This window comes from Bordetella trematum (assembly GCF_900078335.1).
Classification (GTDB): Bacteria; Pseudomonadota; Gammaproteobacteria; order Burkholderiales; family Burkholderiaceae_B; genus Bordetella; species Bordetella trematum.
The window spans coordinates 33,316-46,137 of record NZ_FKBR01000008.1; the positions used below are offsets into that span (position 1 = coordinate 33,316).

General features: G+C 63.5%; 17 protein-coding genes. 15 read left to right on the plus strand and 2 right to left on the minus strand.

All coding sequences use genetic code 11. The annotated features are described in order from the left end of the window. The 14 genes from rdgC to A7V84_RS02525 form a co-directional block, all read left to right on the plus strand. On the plus strand, positions 1 to 148 hold a 148-nt coding region (rdgC, locus tag A7V84_RS21600; RefSeq protein WP_235815945.1), incomplete at its 5' end, for a recombination-associated protein RdgC. Between the two features lie 22 nt (positions 149 to 170). Further along, positions 171 to 527, plus strand: a complete 357-nt coding sequence (locus tag A7V84_RS02470) for a hypothetical protein (RefSeq protein WP_231940136.1) — start codon at positions 171 to 173, stop codon at positions 525 to 527. A 42-nt stretch (positions 528 to 569) separates the two neighbouring features. After that, positions 570 to 1,379, plus strand: coding sequence for a ParB/RepB/Spo0J family partition protein (locus tag A7V84_RS02475; RefSeq protein WP_063491471.1), 810 nt, complete (start codon positions 570 to 572; stop codon positions 1,377 to 1,379). After that, complete coding sequence (locus A7V84_RS02480) at positions 1,369 to 2,244, plus strand: hypothetical protein (protein WP_063491472.1); 876 nt, start codon at positions 1,369 to 1,371, stop codon at positions 2,242 to 2,244. The genes A7V84_RS02475 and A7V84_RS02480 overlap by 11 nt, the downstream gene beginning before the upstream one ends. After that, entirely contained in the window at positions 2,241 to 2,618 is a 378-nt protein-coding gene (locus A7V84_RS02485; RefSeq protein ID WP_127070885.1) for a VVA0879 family protein, read from the plus strand. Before A7V84_RS02480 ends, A7V84_RS02485 begins: the two co-directional genes overlap by 4 nt. 290 nt (positions 2,619 to 2,908) lie before the next feature. Then, the gene (locus tag A7V84_RS02490) at positions 2,909 to 3,289 is read left to right on the plus strand and encodes a hypothetical protein (protein ID WP_063491474.1); all 381 of its coding nucleotides are present in this window, start codon (positions 2,909 to 2,911) and stop codon (positions 3,287 to 3,289) included. Positions 3,290 to 3,571: 282 nt separating this feature from the next. After that, positions 3,572 to 3,889: a helix-turn-helix domain-containing protein gene (locus A7V84_RS21790; RefSeq protein WP_081695098.1), complete on the plus strand. Its 318-nt coding sequence runs from the start codon at positions 3,572 to 3,574 to the stop codon at positions 3,887 to 3,889. Then, positions 3,784 to 4,698, plus strand: a complete 915-nt coding sequence (locus tag A7V84_RS02495) for a tyrosine-type recombinase/integrase (RefSeq protein ID WP_412778639.1) — start codon at positions 3,784 to 3,786, stop codon at positions 4,696 to 4,698. The genes A7V84_RS21790 and A7V84_RS02495 overlap by 106 nt, the downstream gene beginning before the upstream one ends. A gap of 292 nt (positions 4,699 to 4,990) precedes the next feature. Further along, positions 4,991 to 5,548, plus strand: coding sequence for a DUF2946 family protein (locus tag A7V84_RS02500; RefSeq protein ID WP_063491476.1), 558 nt, complete (start codon positions 4,991 to 4,993; stop codon positions 5,546 to 5,548). 30 nt (positions 5,549 to 5,578) lie between these two features. After that, positions 5,579 to 6,499 (plus strand): LysR family transcriptional regulator, encoded by a 921-nt coding sequence (locus A7V84_RS02505; RefSeq protein ID WP_033535275.1) that lies wholly within the window; start codon positions 5,579 to 5,581, stop codon positions 6,497 to 6,499. Beyond that, on the plus strand, positions 6,496 to 7,077 hold the full coding sequence (locus A7V84_RS02510; protein ID WP_025516841.1) for an NUDIX hydrolase: 582 nt from the start codon (positions 6,496 to 6,498) through the stop codon (positions 7,075 to 7,077). Before A7V84_RS02505 ends, A7V84_RS02510 begins: the two co-directional genes overlap by 4 nt. Further along, positions 7,074 to 7,826: a leucyl/phenylalanyl-tRNA--protein transferase gene (aat, locus tag A7V84_RS02515; RefSeq protein WP_025516842.1), complete on the plus strand. Its 753-nt coding sequence runs from the start codon at positions 7,074 to 7,076 to the stop codon at positions 7,824 to 7,826. The genes A7V84_RS02510 and aat overlap by 4 nt, the downstream gene beginning before the upstream one ends. 41 nt (positions 7,827 to 7,867) lie before the next feature. Continuing rightward, complete coding sequence (locus tag A7V84_RS02520) at positions 7,868 to 8,587, plus strand: arginyltransferase (protein ID WP_025516845.1); 720 nt, start codon at positions 7,868 to 7,870, stop codon at positions 8,585 to 8,587. Between the two features lie 45 nt (positions 8,588 to 8,632). After that, positions 8,633 to 9,685 (plus strand): quinone-dependent dihydroorotate dehydrogenase, encoded by a 1,053-nt coding sequence (locus tag A7V84_RS02525; RefSeq protein WP_025516847.1) that lies wholly within the window; start codon positions 8,633 to 8,635, stop codon positions 9,683 to 9,685. A gap of 203 nt (positions 9,686 to 9,888) precedes the next feature. Here A7V84_RS02525 and phaP read toward each other — a convergent pair whose 3' ends face one another. Continuing rightward, positions 9,889 to 10,464 (minus strand): TIGR01841 family phasin, encoded by a 576-nt coding sequence (gene phaP, locus A7V84_RS02530; RefSeq protein WP_025516850.1) that lies wholly within the window; start codon positions 10,462 to 10,464, stop codon positions 9,889 to 9,891. A gap of 348 nt (positions 10,465 to 10,812) precedes the next feature. Between phaP and A7V84_RS02535 the strand changes: the two genes are divergently transcribed. Then, a complete protein-coding gene (locus A7V84_RS02535) occupies positions 10,813 to 11,790 on the plus strand; it encodes a tripartite tricarboxylate transporter substrate binding protein BugD (protein WP_025516852.1) in 978 nt (325 codons plus the stop codon). A gap of 84 nt (positions 11,791 to 11,874) precedes the next feature. On the opposite strand, the gene A7V84_RS02540 is transcribed toward A7V84_RS02535, so the two are convergent. Beyond that, positions 11,875 to 12,705, minus strand: coding sequence for an IclR family transcriptional regulator (locus tag A7V84_RS02540; RefSeq protein WP_025516854.1), 831 nt, complete (start codon positions 12,703 to 12,705; stop codon positions 11,875 to 11,877). Positions 12,706 to 12,822 lie beyond the last annotated feature (117 nt).

Genomic DNA, 12,822 nt, shown 5'->3' on the forward strand with positions numbered 1-12,822 from the left:
CACACCGCTGGATGTGGTGAAGGAAGGCTCGGGCCCCGGCCTACCGGACGATGAGCGTTTTGATTCGGATTTCGCCCTGATGACCGGCGAGCTGGCAAAGCTGCTGGCCGAACTGGTTCATGCCCTGGGCGGCGAGACGGCCGCATAGCAATCCAAGGAGAGCCCCATGAGTGCATTTTGCGTTTTTTGGAATGACGGAAATTCTGGCGAAGAAGGCTGCCGAGAAGGCATGGCAAAAGCACGTGACCGCCATGCCCCCCCAGGAGCGACAACACGTCACTGAGGCCGATGAGTCCGCGTGGGTTTCCCTCAAGACGGCGGTGATCCTTCAGAAGGCCAAGCCGGTCCAGTTGTCAGCGCCATTTTCCACCCCGCACTTCGCGCAAGACTTCATGACCCTCGCCGGGCGGGCTGGCAGAACGTCCCGGCTCCGCATCATGGTTCGCGGAGAGCTTCACGACAAAAGCGGTGCTTTGCGCATTAGCAAAAGAACCAAGCGGCCAATCATCGGCTGGATTCCGTACTAATCCTGCGACTTCAGTCCAGCCCAGCCACGAACAGGAATCAGCATGGCAAAGAACAGCATCGACGCCTACGGCGCCAGCGGTAAAACCAACGTCCTTTTTTTCGACCCTGACGCCCTAACCCTAGTTGCCGATCCAGTATCGCCGCTGTACGACGAGCGCGTACACCTTCCGGTAGACGAACAGCTGGCCCGCAATATCGACTACCAGGGCGTGCTGGAACCCGTCGCGGTATCCAAAAACCCGGAAACAGGTGCCGTCGAAGTCGTCTATGGCCGCCAGCGTGTCAAGTCCACTCGCCTCGCAAACGAATGGCGCAAGGTCCGTGGCGAACCTCCCCGCATGGTGCCTGGCATCGTCTACCAGGGGAAACGCCAGAACGCCCCGGATGCCATCGCCAGCGAGAACGAAGCCCGTACCGCTGATACACCAATGGGCCGCGCCGAAAAGATGCGCCGGCACATGGCCTTGGGCCGTGGCGAAGATCAACTGGCGGTCATCTACAACTGCTCAGTGGCCACCGTGCGTAACACCCTGGCCTTGCTCGATTGCTCCGCCCCCGTGCAAAAGGCCGTCGAGGCTGGGCAGATCACGGTATCCCATGCAACAGCACTGGCCAAACTGGCGCCCGATGAACAGCGTTCCAAGGTGGCCGAATTGATCGATGCCGGCCAGGGTGTCAAACCCCATGAGCGCAGCCGTAAGCAGGCCGCAATCATGGGCGAGCGCCCCCGCCTCAAGTCCCGAAAGGAAATCACCGCCGCCCTGGCAGATGCCCAGGGCGAATACGCCGCCGCACTCCGCTGGGTGCTGGGCGCAGATCAAGCTACCGAAGGATCAACCCATGCGGAATAAGAAAACGGATTTTGATACCACCCCAGTCTGTCCCGCCACCCCTGCCGCAGACGAGCGCGCCCCTGTGGCCCCCAAGGCGAAGCAATGCGTTGCCTGCGAAGGCGCGCCATCCGGCGACAACATCCCATGTGCCGTGTGCGGGGCGGATCCCGCGCCACCGGCCAGCGAAAACCCGCTCAGCGATGAGTACGTCAATGTAGTGATCCGTGGCTACGGCTACGGCAGCCCGGAATGCGTGATTGCCCGGCTTCACCAATGGATCGGGCTGCACGGCGGTAAGAACAACGTCACCCTGCTCATGTACGAAGCCCACAAGGCGCTGGTAAAGCTGCGCACCCCTGTAGCCGATGAGCGGGCGGCGTTCACCGCGTGGCTGGCGGGCTCCTACCCGAGCGTCTACAGCGAGCCTGAAGCCGTGCGCCTTTGGCATCACGGGCACGTTGCCGCCCTGGCATGGCAAGAGCGCGGACGCCGCGCCGCCCTGGCAAGCGCCCCTGTAGCCAAGCCTTGCCCGGTGGAGGAACAGCCGGACGGCACCGTAACGCCAGTAGACCCCGTGGACATGGCAAGCGCCCCTGTAGCCGGGGAGGCGATCCAGAAAGCGAAACACGACACCGCCAACGCCGAGACAGAACGCGAGCGCGTTATGGCGCTGGCCTACTGGCTTGATCAGCAGACTTTCGAGCCAGGGATGCTTAGCTGCGCAGCCGCCACCCTGCGGGCCATGTTTGACCGGTATGCGGTGAATGAGCTTGTCGCCGCCGAGTACAACCGCTGGATACGCGCCCATGCAGCAGGGCAAAGCTATGACACCTTCCTGATTGCCGAGCTTGCCGCCCAGCAGGGCGAAGGGGGTGGGGTATGAAGCGCATGACGTTGGAAGATTTTCAGACCGCGTGCAAGACCCAAGCCCGCAGCAGTGAATTGACGACGGTGAAGTGCCCGATGTGTGGCTGCCTGCAGAACGCGATCGACTTCATCGCCGCGGGCGCCGGCAATGATTGGGACGGCGTGGCGCGCTATGTCGGCTTTTCCTGCATCGGGCGCTTCACTGGCGCCGAATCGCCCAGGAAGGTGCCGGACGGCAAACCCTGCAACTGGAGCTTAGGAGGGCTATTCAAGACCCACCGCATGGTGGTGGTCACACCCGACGGTAAAGAGCACCCACATTTCGAGCTGGCGAGCCCAGAGGAAGCTGCAGCGCATTGCGCCGCCCAGCAGCACAAGGGGGGAGCGTGATGCGAATCCTGGTCACAATACTGGCAGCCTGCACAATTGCGGGCTGCTCCAAGGACCCTATCTCCGTATCCGACACAGACAACGTCGGGATTCAGGTCGCAAAGCTGTTCACGCATAACGGTGTGACGGTCTTCCGTTTCAACGACGCCGGCCGCTGGGTCTACTTCACCAGTAATTCCAGCGATGTAACCGCGCTGCATACGGAGACATACGGAAAGGGACGTACTCGGACAGTAAGGGTTGAAACGAAAGGCGTTTGCCCATCCTGCCGAGGCGAAGGGAGGTGAGGCATGACAAACGGCCCCGATATCCTTAACGAGTTCACGAAGGAAGAAATCATTGCCTTCGTGCGTGAAAAGGGACTCTTCCTACGCATCAGCCGCCGAGACCTGCTTTTCATCCGCTGGAGGATTGCCAGCGAGAAGCTGCTGGCCGACTACGATGCGGAGTTAGCGCGCTGGGAAGCCGAGAAGCCCGACCTCGCGAAGCGCGACGCACTGGCCGCCCAATGTAACGCGACCACCGACCTCCAAGAAAAGCTCCGGCTGTTACGCGAGATCGAACCATACGACAAAGCCCTGCAGGACCACCTGACGCGCACCAGAAAGCTGGACGCCCGGCAGAAGACTGTGGACCGCATGTATCGCGACATCGGAAGGGAGGCAGCATGACCACCAACACCAGCAGCACTGTATTGACAGACGCCGAGCGCCGCACACTGCTCATTCGGGCAAACCACCCCGGAATCGAAGGCTGCCGCCGCGAGTATCTCATAGCAATTACGGAGTCTGCGGTACTGGAGAAGCTGCGCAGAAATGGCTCATATATGAGTCACAAATCCGCTTTTTGCTTGACTTATAGACCACCGAAATGACCGAAGCCATCCAGCAGATGCTGGACACCACACGTAATGCATAAGGCCCGCCTGGAGCGGGCCAATCTTTGGAGCCGACATGGCCATTCTGACACCAGCCGAAGTCGCGGCCAGGTTGCGGGTCAGCCCCAACACTGCGCGGCGACTGGCCGCCCCCGGCGGGCCTATCCCGTGCTATCGGGTAGGCAGGCAAATCCGCTTTGAATCCACCGATGTTGAGGAATACGAGAACTCATGTCGATCTACTTCGATAAAAGCCGCCGTCGATATCGCTTTGAGTTCGACCGCGTTATCTCCGGCCGGCGCGTCCGGGCTACGAAGCTTCTTCCAAAAGCATGGAGTCAAGCTCAAGCCGACGCGTTCGACCGGGAGGAAAGCAGCCGCCTCTACGCGATAGCGCAAGGAATCGAGCACGAATCGCCATTGATCGAGGCGGCGGTTCAGTTCTACCTGGAGAAAAAAACCGACCTGAAGTCCCATGGCACGGCCATGGGGCACCTGGCCGCAGTGCTTGAGCACTATGAGGGAAAGCGATTCAACGAACTGTCCGAAGTGTGCGAGCGGATCACCTCAGCAGGCCAGAATAAACTAGCACCCGCGACAATCAAGCAACGCATCGTCTTGCTGCGAGCGGCATGTCGGTTCTACTGGAAATCGAAACGACTTGGCATCCCTGACCCGGCCCAGCACGTGGCACTGCCGGAAGTGCGCAACGAGCGACATGAGTACCTGACCAGGCAGCAAGCCCTGCAATTGGCCAGGGCGTGTAAACGCCGCCCCGCTCGCGCACTGATCCTCATCGCCTTCTATACCGGCATGCGAAAAGGCGAAATATGGAAGGCAAAGATCGAGCCAGGGCGGTTTATTCTGGAAGACACAAAGAACGGCGAGCGGCGCGTGGTACCCATGCTGCCAAAAGTCGCGCGATACGCACTCAAGCACCTCCCGCCGAAGATCAGCTACCGGTCTATGATGATCTGGTTTCGAAAAGCAGCCGAAGCTGTGGACCGGCCAGGCCTCCACTTCCACGATCTACGGCACTCGACCGCAAGCGCAATGGTCCAGGCCGGCACACCGCTCTATACAGTCGGCAAAGTGCTAGGCCATAAGAGCGCACGATCAACCGCTCGGTACTCGCACTTGTCGACCGATAACCTGGCTGACGCCCTGGGGGCAATCACTCAAAAGGGTGTGGGGAAACTTTGACATTGCCCTGCTCTTTAAGCCCGTTTTGGCTTCGAATTTGAAGGTTGCTCCACTGGGAAGGCGCTGTATGCCCGTACAGTCACACCGCATTGCAAATCCGTGTACGTCGGTTCGATTCCGGCTTGCGCCTCCAAGTACCGAAAGGCCCACAGCAATGTGGGCCTTTTTCTTTTGCGGCGCTGTGTGGGGATGATTGCGCAGACATCGCTTGACCGCCCCCCTTGCTTTCCTGCCGGGCCTGAACGGCTGCCACTGCCTATAATGCCCAGGCACAGCCACTACGGAGCCCTCGATGGATCAAGCCGTCCTTGACGCCCTGCAACGCTGGCCCGATGTGCCCGCCGCCTACGGCTGGCTCTCTCTGGACAGGCGCGGCCGCTGGCACCTGCACCCCCAGGGCGCCCCCGAATCCATCACCAACCCGCAGATCCTGGCCTTCATCAATCGCAACTATGCCGCCAACGAGGCCGGCCAGTGGTTTTTCCAGAACGGCCCGCAACGCGTCTACGTCATGCTGGAGGGTGCGCCCTACATCCTGCGGCTGGACGATCAGGCCCATGGCCTGATCACGCACAACGGCCTGGAAGCCGGCACGGTGCTCGGCTGGTGGCTCGATGACGAAGGGCAGGTCTGGGCCCACACGCAGCAAGGGCCGGGCCTGATCGACGATCGCGACCTTCCCGCCATCCTGGAGCGCCTCACCCTGGACAGCGGGCGCCCTCTCCTGGCGGCCGACGATCTCACCCTAACGCAGACCGTGCACGGCCTGGGCGGCGCAGCCCCCTGGCGTCACGCGGATCGCGCAGCCATGCCCGCCCTGCTGGGGTTCGACCCCAGGCCGCAAGCCTGACCGCTTTTTCCGACCCGCAACGGAGCCGCCATGGACACTCCCACCGCCATGCAGACCTTTGTCAATGTCGTGGAGCTGGGCTCCTTTGCCGCGGCAGCCGAACGCGCCAACGCGGCACGCTCGGTGATCACCCGCCAGATCGCCTTTCTGGAACAGAAGTATGGCGTGCGGCTGCTCAACCGCAGCACGCGCAAGCTCAGCATGACCGAGGCCGGGCGGGCCTTCTACGACAGGGTGCGTCCGCTGCTGCACGAGCTGGATGAACTGAGCCTGGCGCTGCTGGCGCAGGGCCCGGGCCAGCCCCCCAGCGGGCAATTACGCATCGCCGCGCCAGTCTCTTTCGGGATACTGCAGCTGTCTCCGGCCATCAATGCCTATCTGCAGCGCTATCCGCAAGTCACGGTCGATCTGGATCTGAACGACCGCACCGTGGATCTGGTGGAAGAGGGCTTCGACGTGGCAGTGCGCATCGGGCCCTTGAATGACTCCTCCCTGGTCGCCCGACCGCTGGCGCCCCAGGCGCTGCACGTCTGCGCCTCGCCCGACTATCTCGATCGCCACGGGATGCCGGCCCATCCCGAGGCGCTGCGCCAGCACCGCTGCCTGCACTACCGCTACGCCAGTGGCGGCGTGGACTGGCCGTTCGAGAAAGACGGCCAGACCACCCTGGTGCGCATCACCCCGGCGATGCGCGCCAACAATGGCGATGTGCTGCGCACCGCCGCCCTGGCCGGCCAGGGCATCATCCTGCAACCCGAGTTCCTGGTGGGCGATGACCTGCGCGCCGCACGCCTGGTCGCCGTGCTGCCGGAGTATCGCCGCCCGCCCATCACCATGATGGCGGTCTATCCACAACGCCGCCTGCTCTCACCCAAGGTGCGCACCTTCGTGGATCATCTGGAGATGCATTTCGGCCAGCGCCGGGCGCAAACGGTAGAATCCGCATCATGACCGACCCCATCCGCTACTTCCCGGCGCCACGTCGCGCCCGCTTCTGCAGCCAGTGCGGCTCGCCCGTCCAGCATCGCGTCCCCGAAGATGACAACCGGGCCCGCGACATCTGCGACCACTGCGGCGCCATCCACTATCAGAATCCGCGCATGGTGGTCGGCACGGTGCCGGTCTGGGAAGGCAAGATCCTGCTGTGCCGGCGCGCCATCGAACCCCGCTACGACACCTGGACGCTGCCGGCCGGCTTCATGGAGCTGGGAGAAAGCACGGCCCAGGGTGCGGCACGCGAAACGCTCGAAGAAGCCGGCGCCCGGATCGAACTCGGGCAGTTGTACACCATCATCGACGTACCGCAGGTCGATCAGGTGCATATCTTCTATCTGGCCCGCGCCCTCGGTCCGGAGCTGGATCCGGGCCCGGAGAGCCTGGAGGCGCGTTATTTCGCCCTGGATGAAATCCCCTGGCCCGAACTGTCCTTCCGCACGGTGGCCACCACGCTGGAACGGTATCGCGAGGATCAGCGCGAGGGGCGCTTTCCCACCCACCACTGCACCCTTCCTTCGCATCGCACCTCTTGAAGCTGCCCTGGCTGGACGCCGACACCCCCTTTCCCGACGCCAGCCTGGCGCTGGCCGAGCCCAACGGCTTGCTGGCCGCCGGCGGCACCCTGTCGGTCGAACGGCTGCGCATGGCCTACGAGCAGGGGATATTCCCCTGGTATTCGGAAGGCGAACCGGTGCTGTGGTGGAGTCCCGATCCGCGCATGGTGCTGGCCTGCGCCGACTTCTCGCTCTCGCGCTCTATGCGCAAGACGCTGCGACGCCTGGCCCGCGACGAGGCCACTGACCACTCTCCTGTCCAGGTCCGGGTGGACACCGCCTTCCGGCAGGTGATCGCCGCCTGCGCGCAAAGCCGCGAAGGCCAGCAAGGCACGTGGATCACCGCTGACGTCCAGGCCGCCTACGCCGCCTGGCATGCCGCCGGACAAGTGCATAGCATCGAAACCTGGATCGACGGCGAACTGGCCGGCGGGCTGTACGGCATCAGCCTGGGCGGCATGTTCTTCGGCGAATCCATGTTTGCGCGCGTGACCGACGCCTCCAAGATCGCCCTCGCCTATCTGGTGGCCTTCCTGCGGCGCCACGGCGTGGCATGGATAGATTGCCAGCAACAGACCGGTCACTTGGCGAGTCTGGGCGCGCGCCCGCTGCCACGCCATGAGTTCCAGGCCCGCCTGGAACTCGCCCGGCAACAGCCAACCCCGCCCTGGCAGGCGGGCGTGCTGCGCCAGGACGGGCGCATCGTGACCGACGCCAATCAGCGTTAATATCGGACAGCAGGCGCACTGTCTGCGCCGTCACGTCACGCATGAGCCAGCTTAAAGAACTTCCCTTCGCCACGCTGCAGTTCTATGCCACCGCCCCTTATCCCTGCAGCTATCTGCCGGGACGGCAGGCTCGCTCCCAGGTGGCCGCCCCCAGCCACCTGATCCATGCCGGCACCTACTCGCAATTGGTGCAGCAGGGCTTTCGCCGCAGCGGCCTGTTCACCTACCGACCCTACTGCGACAACTGCAAGGCCTGCGTGCCGCTGCGCGTGGACGCGACAGCCTTCGCTCCCAACCGCAGCCAGCGACGCGCCTGGAAGGCCCACCAGGAACTGCGCCCGCTGGTAGCGGAGCTGGCCTGGTCGCCCGAGCACTATGAGCTCTACACCCGCTACCAGCAGAGCCGCCACCCCGGCGGCGGGATGGACGAGGACAGCCGCAGCCAGTACGCGCAGTTTCTGCTGACCTCACGCGTGAATACGCGGCTGGTCGAGTTCCGCTACCCCGACGACCAGCTGGCCATGGTCTCGCTCATCGACATCCTGGAAGACGGCCTGTCGTCGGTCTACACCTTCTACGATCCTGATGCGGCCGGCAGCCTGGGCACCTACAGCATCCTGTGGCAACTCGATCAATGTCGTCAGCTGGGCCTGCCCTGGCTCTATCTCGGTTACTGGATCCGCGACAGTCGGAAAATGGCATACAAATCCGGCTTCCTGCCGCAGCAGCTTTATGTTGACGGGCAGTGGCGCAACCCTTGATCATCCCCTCCCCGCACGCCCGGCCCTCGCATACAATTCCGCCTCATGTCTATCCTATTCAACGCCTACCCCCTGGCCCGTCCGGCGCTCTTCGCCATGGATGCGGAAACCGCCCACGAAGTCACGCTCGCCGGCCTGCAGCGCGCCTACGATTGCGGCACCACCCGGCGCTGGCTGCACGACCAGCCGCAATGGCCCGTCACGCTGATGGGGCTGTCGCTGCGCAATCCGGTCGGGCTGGCCGCGGGTCTGGACAAGAACGGGGCGCACATCGATGCGCTCGGCAACCTGGGGTTCGGTTTCGTTGAGGTCGGCACGGTGACGCCGCGCGCGCAGCCGGGCAACCCCAAGCCGCGGATGTTCCGTCTGCCCAAGGCCAATGCGCTCATCAACCGCCTGGGATTCAACAACCAGGGCTTGGACGCCTTTCTGGCCAACGTCACCCGCAGCCAGTTCCGCCAACAGGGCGGCGTGCTGGGGCTGAACATCGGCAAGAACGCGGACACCCCCATCGAGCGTGCCGCAGACGACTATCTGATCGGCCTGGCCGGCGTCTATCCGCACGCCGACTATGTCACGGTGAACATTTCATCGCCCAATACGCAGAACCTGCGGGCCCTGCAAGGCGGCGACGAGCTCTCGCAACTGCTGGCTGCGCTGCGCGACAAACGCAATGAACTGGCGCAGCTGCATCAGCGCCAGGTCCCCCTGGCGGTCAAGATCGCTCCCGACCTGACGCCCGAGCAGATCGACATCATTGCCGACACGCTGCTGGCCCACGGGGTGGATGGCGTCATCGCCACCAACACCACGCTGTCGCGCGACGCCGTACAAGGCATGGCCCATGCCCAGGAGGCCGGCGGCCTGTCGGGTGCGCCGGTCCACGAGCTGTCGCTGGCCGTCATCGAGCGCCTGCGTCAGCGCGTGGGGCAAGCGCTGGCCATCATCGGGGTGGGCGGGATTCTTTCAGGCCAGCAGGCGCGCGAGAAAATCGCCGCCGGCGCCGATGCCGTCCAGCTTTACACCGGCCTGATCTATCGCGGCCCGGCGCTGGTTGGCGAATGCGTGGCAACCCTGCGCAATACCGCCAGCAGATAAAGACATTGCGGCCATCGAAATGGCCGCAATGTCTCGCCCCGCGCTGCGCGAGCCAGGCATAAAAAAAGGCCACCCGAAGGTGGCCCTAATTCCAGCTCTGCTCTGTGACAACACGGTACTACATACCCGGTCGCCATCACAAGCCCAATCTGGTCATATGCGCCGCAAGCCAGGCTTGCGGCGCATGAGTCACGGCTGACGAATCAGGCGCGGCGGGCGCGGCCAGCGGCCTTGGAGGCCACTTCAGCGGCATCCGAAGCAGCCTTGAAGGTCGCATTGGTCGCGGCGTTCAGGTTGGACTCGGCCACGTCGGCAGCCTGCTTGGCAGCCTTGGTGAGCGACTCGTAGGCGCTGTTGGCGGTAGCCAGCGACGACTTGATCAGCGCCACAGCGCTTTCCGAGCCGTTGGGGGCGTTGCGCGACAGTTGCTCGACGGCCTCGTTGATGTGCTCCTGACCTTCGGCGATCTGCGCTTCGGCCAGCTTGGCCAGGTCGCTTTGCACGCTGTTCAGGATGTCATAGACATGCTTGCCGTAGGCCAGGGCCTTCTCGGCGCTGGGCTGCACCAGGCCCGTGGAGAAGGCGGCCGCGTCTTGCGGATCCTTCAGGTCAACGGCCTGCTGCGACTTCTGGGCCACTTCGTCCAGGGTGGCCTTGACCACCTTCAGGTTCAGGTCGACCAGCTTTTCAAAGCCGGTGAACATGGCGGTCTGGGCAGCGACCAGGGTATTGAGGGCCGACTTCTGACGGGCCAGGATCTGTTGCGGGATAGCGCTCATAGGGGTTCTCCTTCACGGTAATTAGGATCAGGACACCGCATTCACGATGACCTGCCACCAAACGGGCGCGGACCTGGCGTTGATCGCTGCCGGCTCGTTTGCTGCGATGCACAATGCCTATTGTAGGAGCTAAAAAAAACCTGTCAACAACTTTTTGTGCAACGCACAATTCCAAGCCGAACGCGTGTCTTCTCGCCCCGACTGCGGAATTTCCCCAGGGTGACGCGCCCTGCGCTGCTGTCTACACTGCGCGGACGCTGGCGCGTTGAAAGCCATCCGACAGCCAGACGATCCCAAAAAAAACAAGACATCCTTCATCGCAGCGCATTGCAAATCACAGGAGACGCCATGAACCGACTTCCCCGCATGTTTTCGCTCGCTGCTGCCCTGGGCGTGGCTTTTGCCGCGGGAGGCGCCCAGGCGAAATATCCCGACCATCCGGTCAACATGGTGGTGCCTTTTGCCGCCGGGGGCCCCACCGACAACGTCGCCCGCTCGCTGGCCGAAGCCATGCGCCCGGCCCTGGGTGAAACCATCGTGGTAGAAAACAAGGGCGGCGCCGGCGGCACGATCGGCACCACCCAGGTAGCGCGCGCCGCGCCCGATGGCTACCAGATTCTACTGATGCACGCCGGCTTTTCGACCGCCCCCTCGCTCTATAAGAATCCCGGCTACGACCCCTACAAGAGCTTCGCGCCGATCGGCCTGGTCGTCGATGTGCCGATGACCATCGTGGCGCGCTCCGACTTCCCGGCCGACAACATTCAGGAGCTGGTCGAATACGTCAAAAAGAACCCGGACAAGGTCTCTCTGGCCAATGCCGGGATCGGCGCTGCCAGCCACCTGTGCGGCGTGATGCTGGCCGAGGCCTTGGGCGTGGACCTGCTGACCGTTCCCTACAAGGGCACGGCGCCAGCAATGAACGATCTGCTAGGCAAACAGGTGGACATCCTGTGCGACCAGACCACCAACACCACACCTCAGATCACCTCGGGCAAGATCAAGGCCTATGCGGTAACCAGTCTGGAGCGCGTGCCCACCCTGCCGGATCTGCCTACGATGGACGAATCCGGCTTCAAGGGTTTCGAGGTCGGTATCTGGCACGGAATGTGGGCCCCCAAGGACACCCCTCCTGAGATCCAGAAGAAACTGCAGGAAGCCCTGCAAGCCGGCCTGGCCGACCCCCGTTTCCAGGACCGCATGCGCCAGCTGGGGGCTTCGGTACTGACCAAGGAAGCCAATCCCGAAGGCCTGGACGCCAAGGTGAAGCAGCAGGTCCCGCAATGGGAAAAGCTTTTCTCCAAGGCCAAGATCGAAAAACAATAACCCGCCAGCAGCCCACCGACGCACAAGGCCTCCCTGTCAGGGGAGGCCTTGCGCATTCCGGGGACAGCGTCGCAGCAGGCGGACTCAGGCGACCGCAGCGCTGGAATGGCTGTCGGGCTCGAAGCCCAGGGCCTCGGAAATGAGGGCAGCGGCATCCGTGAGCAGCGCTACCCATTCGTCCTGCAGACGCTCGGCGGGGGCGGAAATGGACAGCCCGGCCACCAGGCGGCCGGTGTCATCCTGGATGCCGGCAGCAATACAGCGCACGCCCAGCTCGAGTTCTTCGTTGTCGCGCGCGTAACCGTGACGGCGCACCAGCGCCAGCTCGCGCTCCAGGCGTTCCAGCTCGGTGAGGCTGTTGCGCGTATTGCCGGCCAGGCCGGTACGCAGGGCATAGGCACGCACCTGACGCTGATCCCAGGTTGCCAGAAACAGCTTGCCGGTGGAGGTCAGGTGCAAGGGAGCCCGCCCGCCGATGGCGCGCACCACCTGCATGCCGGAACGTTCGCTCCAGGCGCGGTCGATATAGACGATTTCATCGCCCTGCTGGACCGACAGGTTGATGGTCTGGCCGGTCGAGCGGTGCAGATTGCGCATGACGCCGATGGCCGCCTCGCGCACATTGAGCCGCCCCTTGACCAGCGACCCCAGCTCCAGCAGACGCATGCCGAGCTGGTACAGGCCATTGTCGACCCGCTCGACATAGCGGCCCACCACCAGATCATTGAGGATGCGGTGCGCCGTGGAGGCATGCAGGCCGGTGGTCGCCGACAATTCCTTGAGCGTGACCGGCTCTGGCTGGGCAGCCAAGGCGTCGAGCAGGCTCATCGCCCGCTCCAGAACCTGGATGGCGATTTGGGATTGGCCGACATCAACATCGGACGAGGAAACGGAGGCGGAAGGCGCTCGAGACATGTTTGGGCGTGGCGCCGTCAAGAATGCGGCAGCGCAGCAATATTTGTTTTACCGTATTGTGAAATTCAAGCGGCGATTTGGCAACCCTTATTTGTCCCGTCGGTCCGCCCCGTCCCC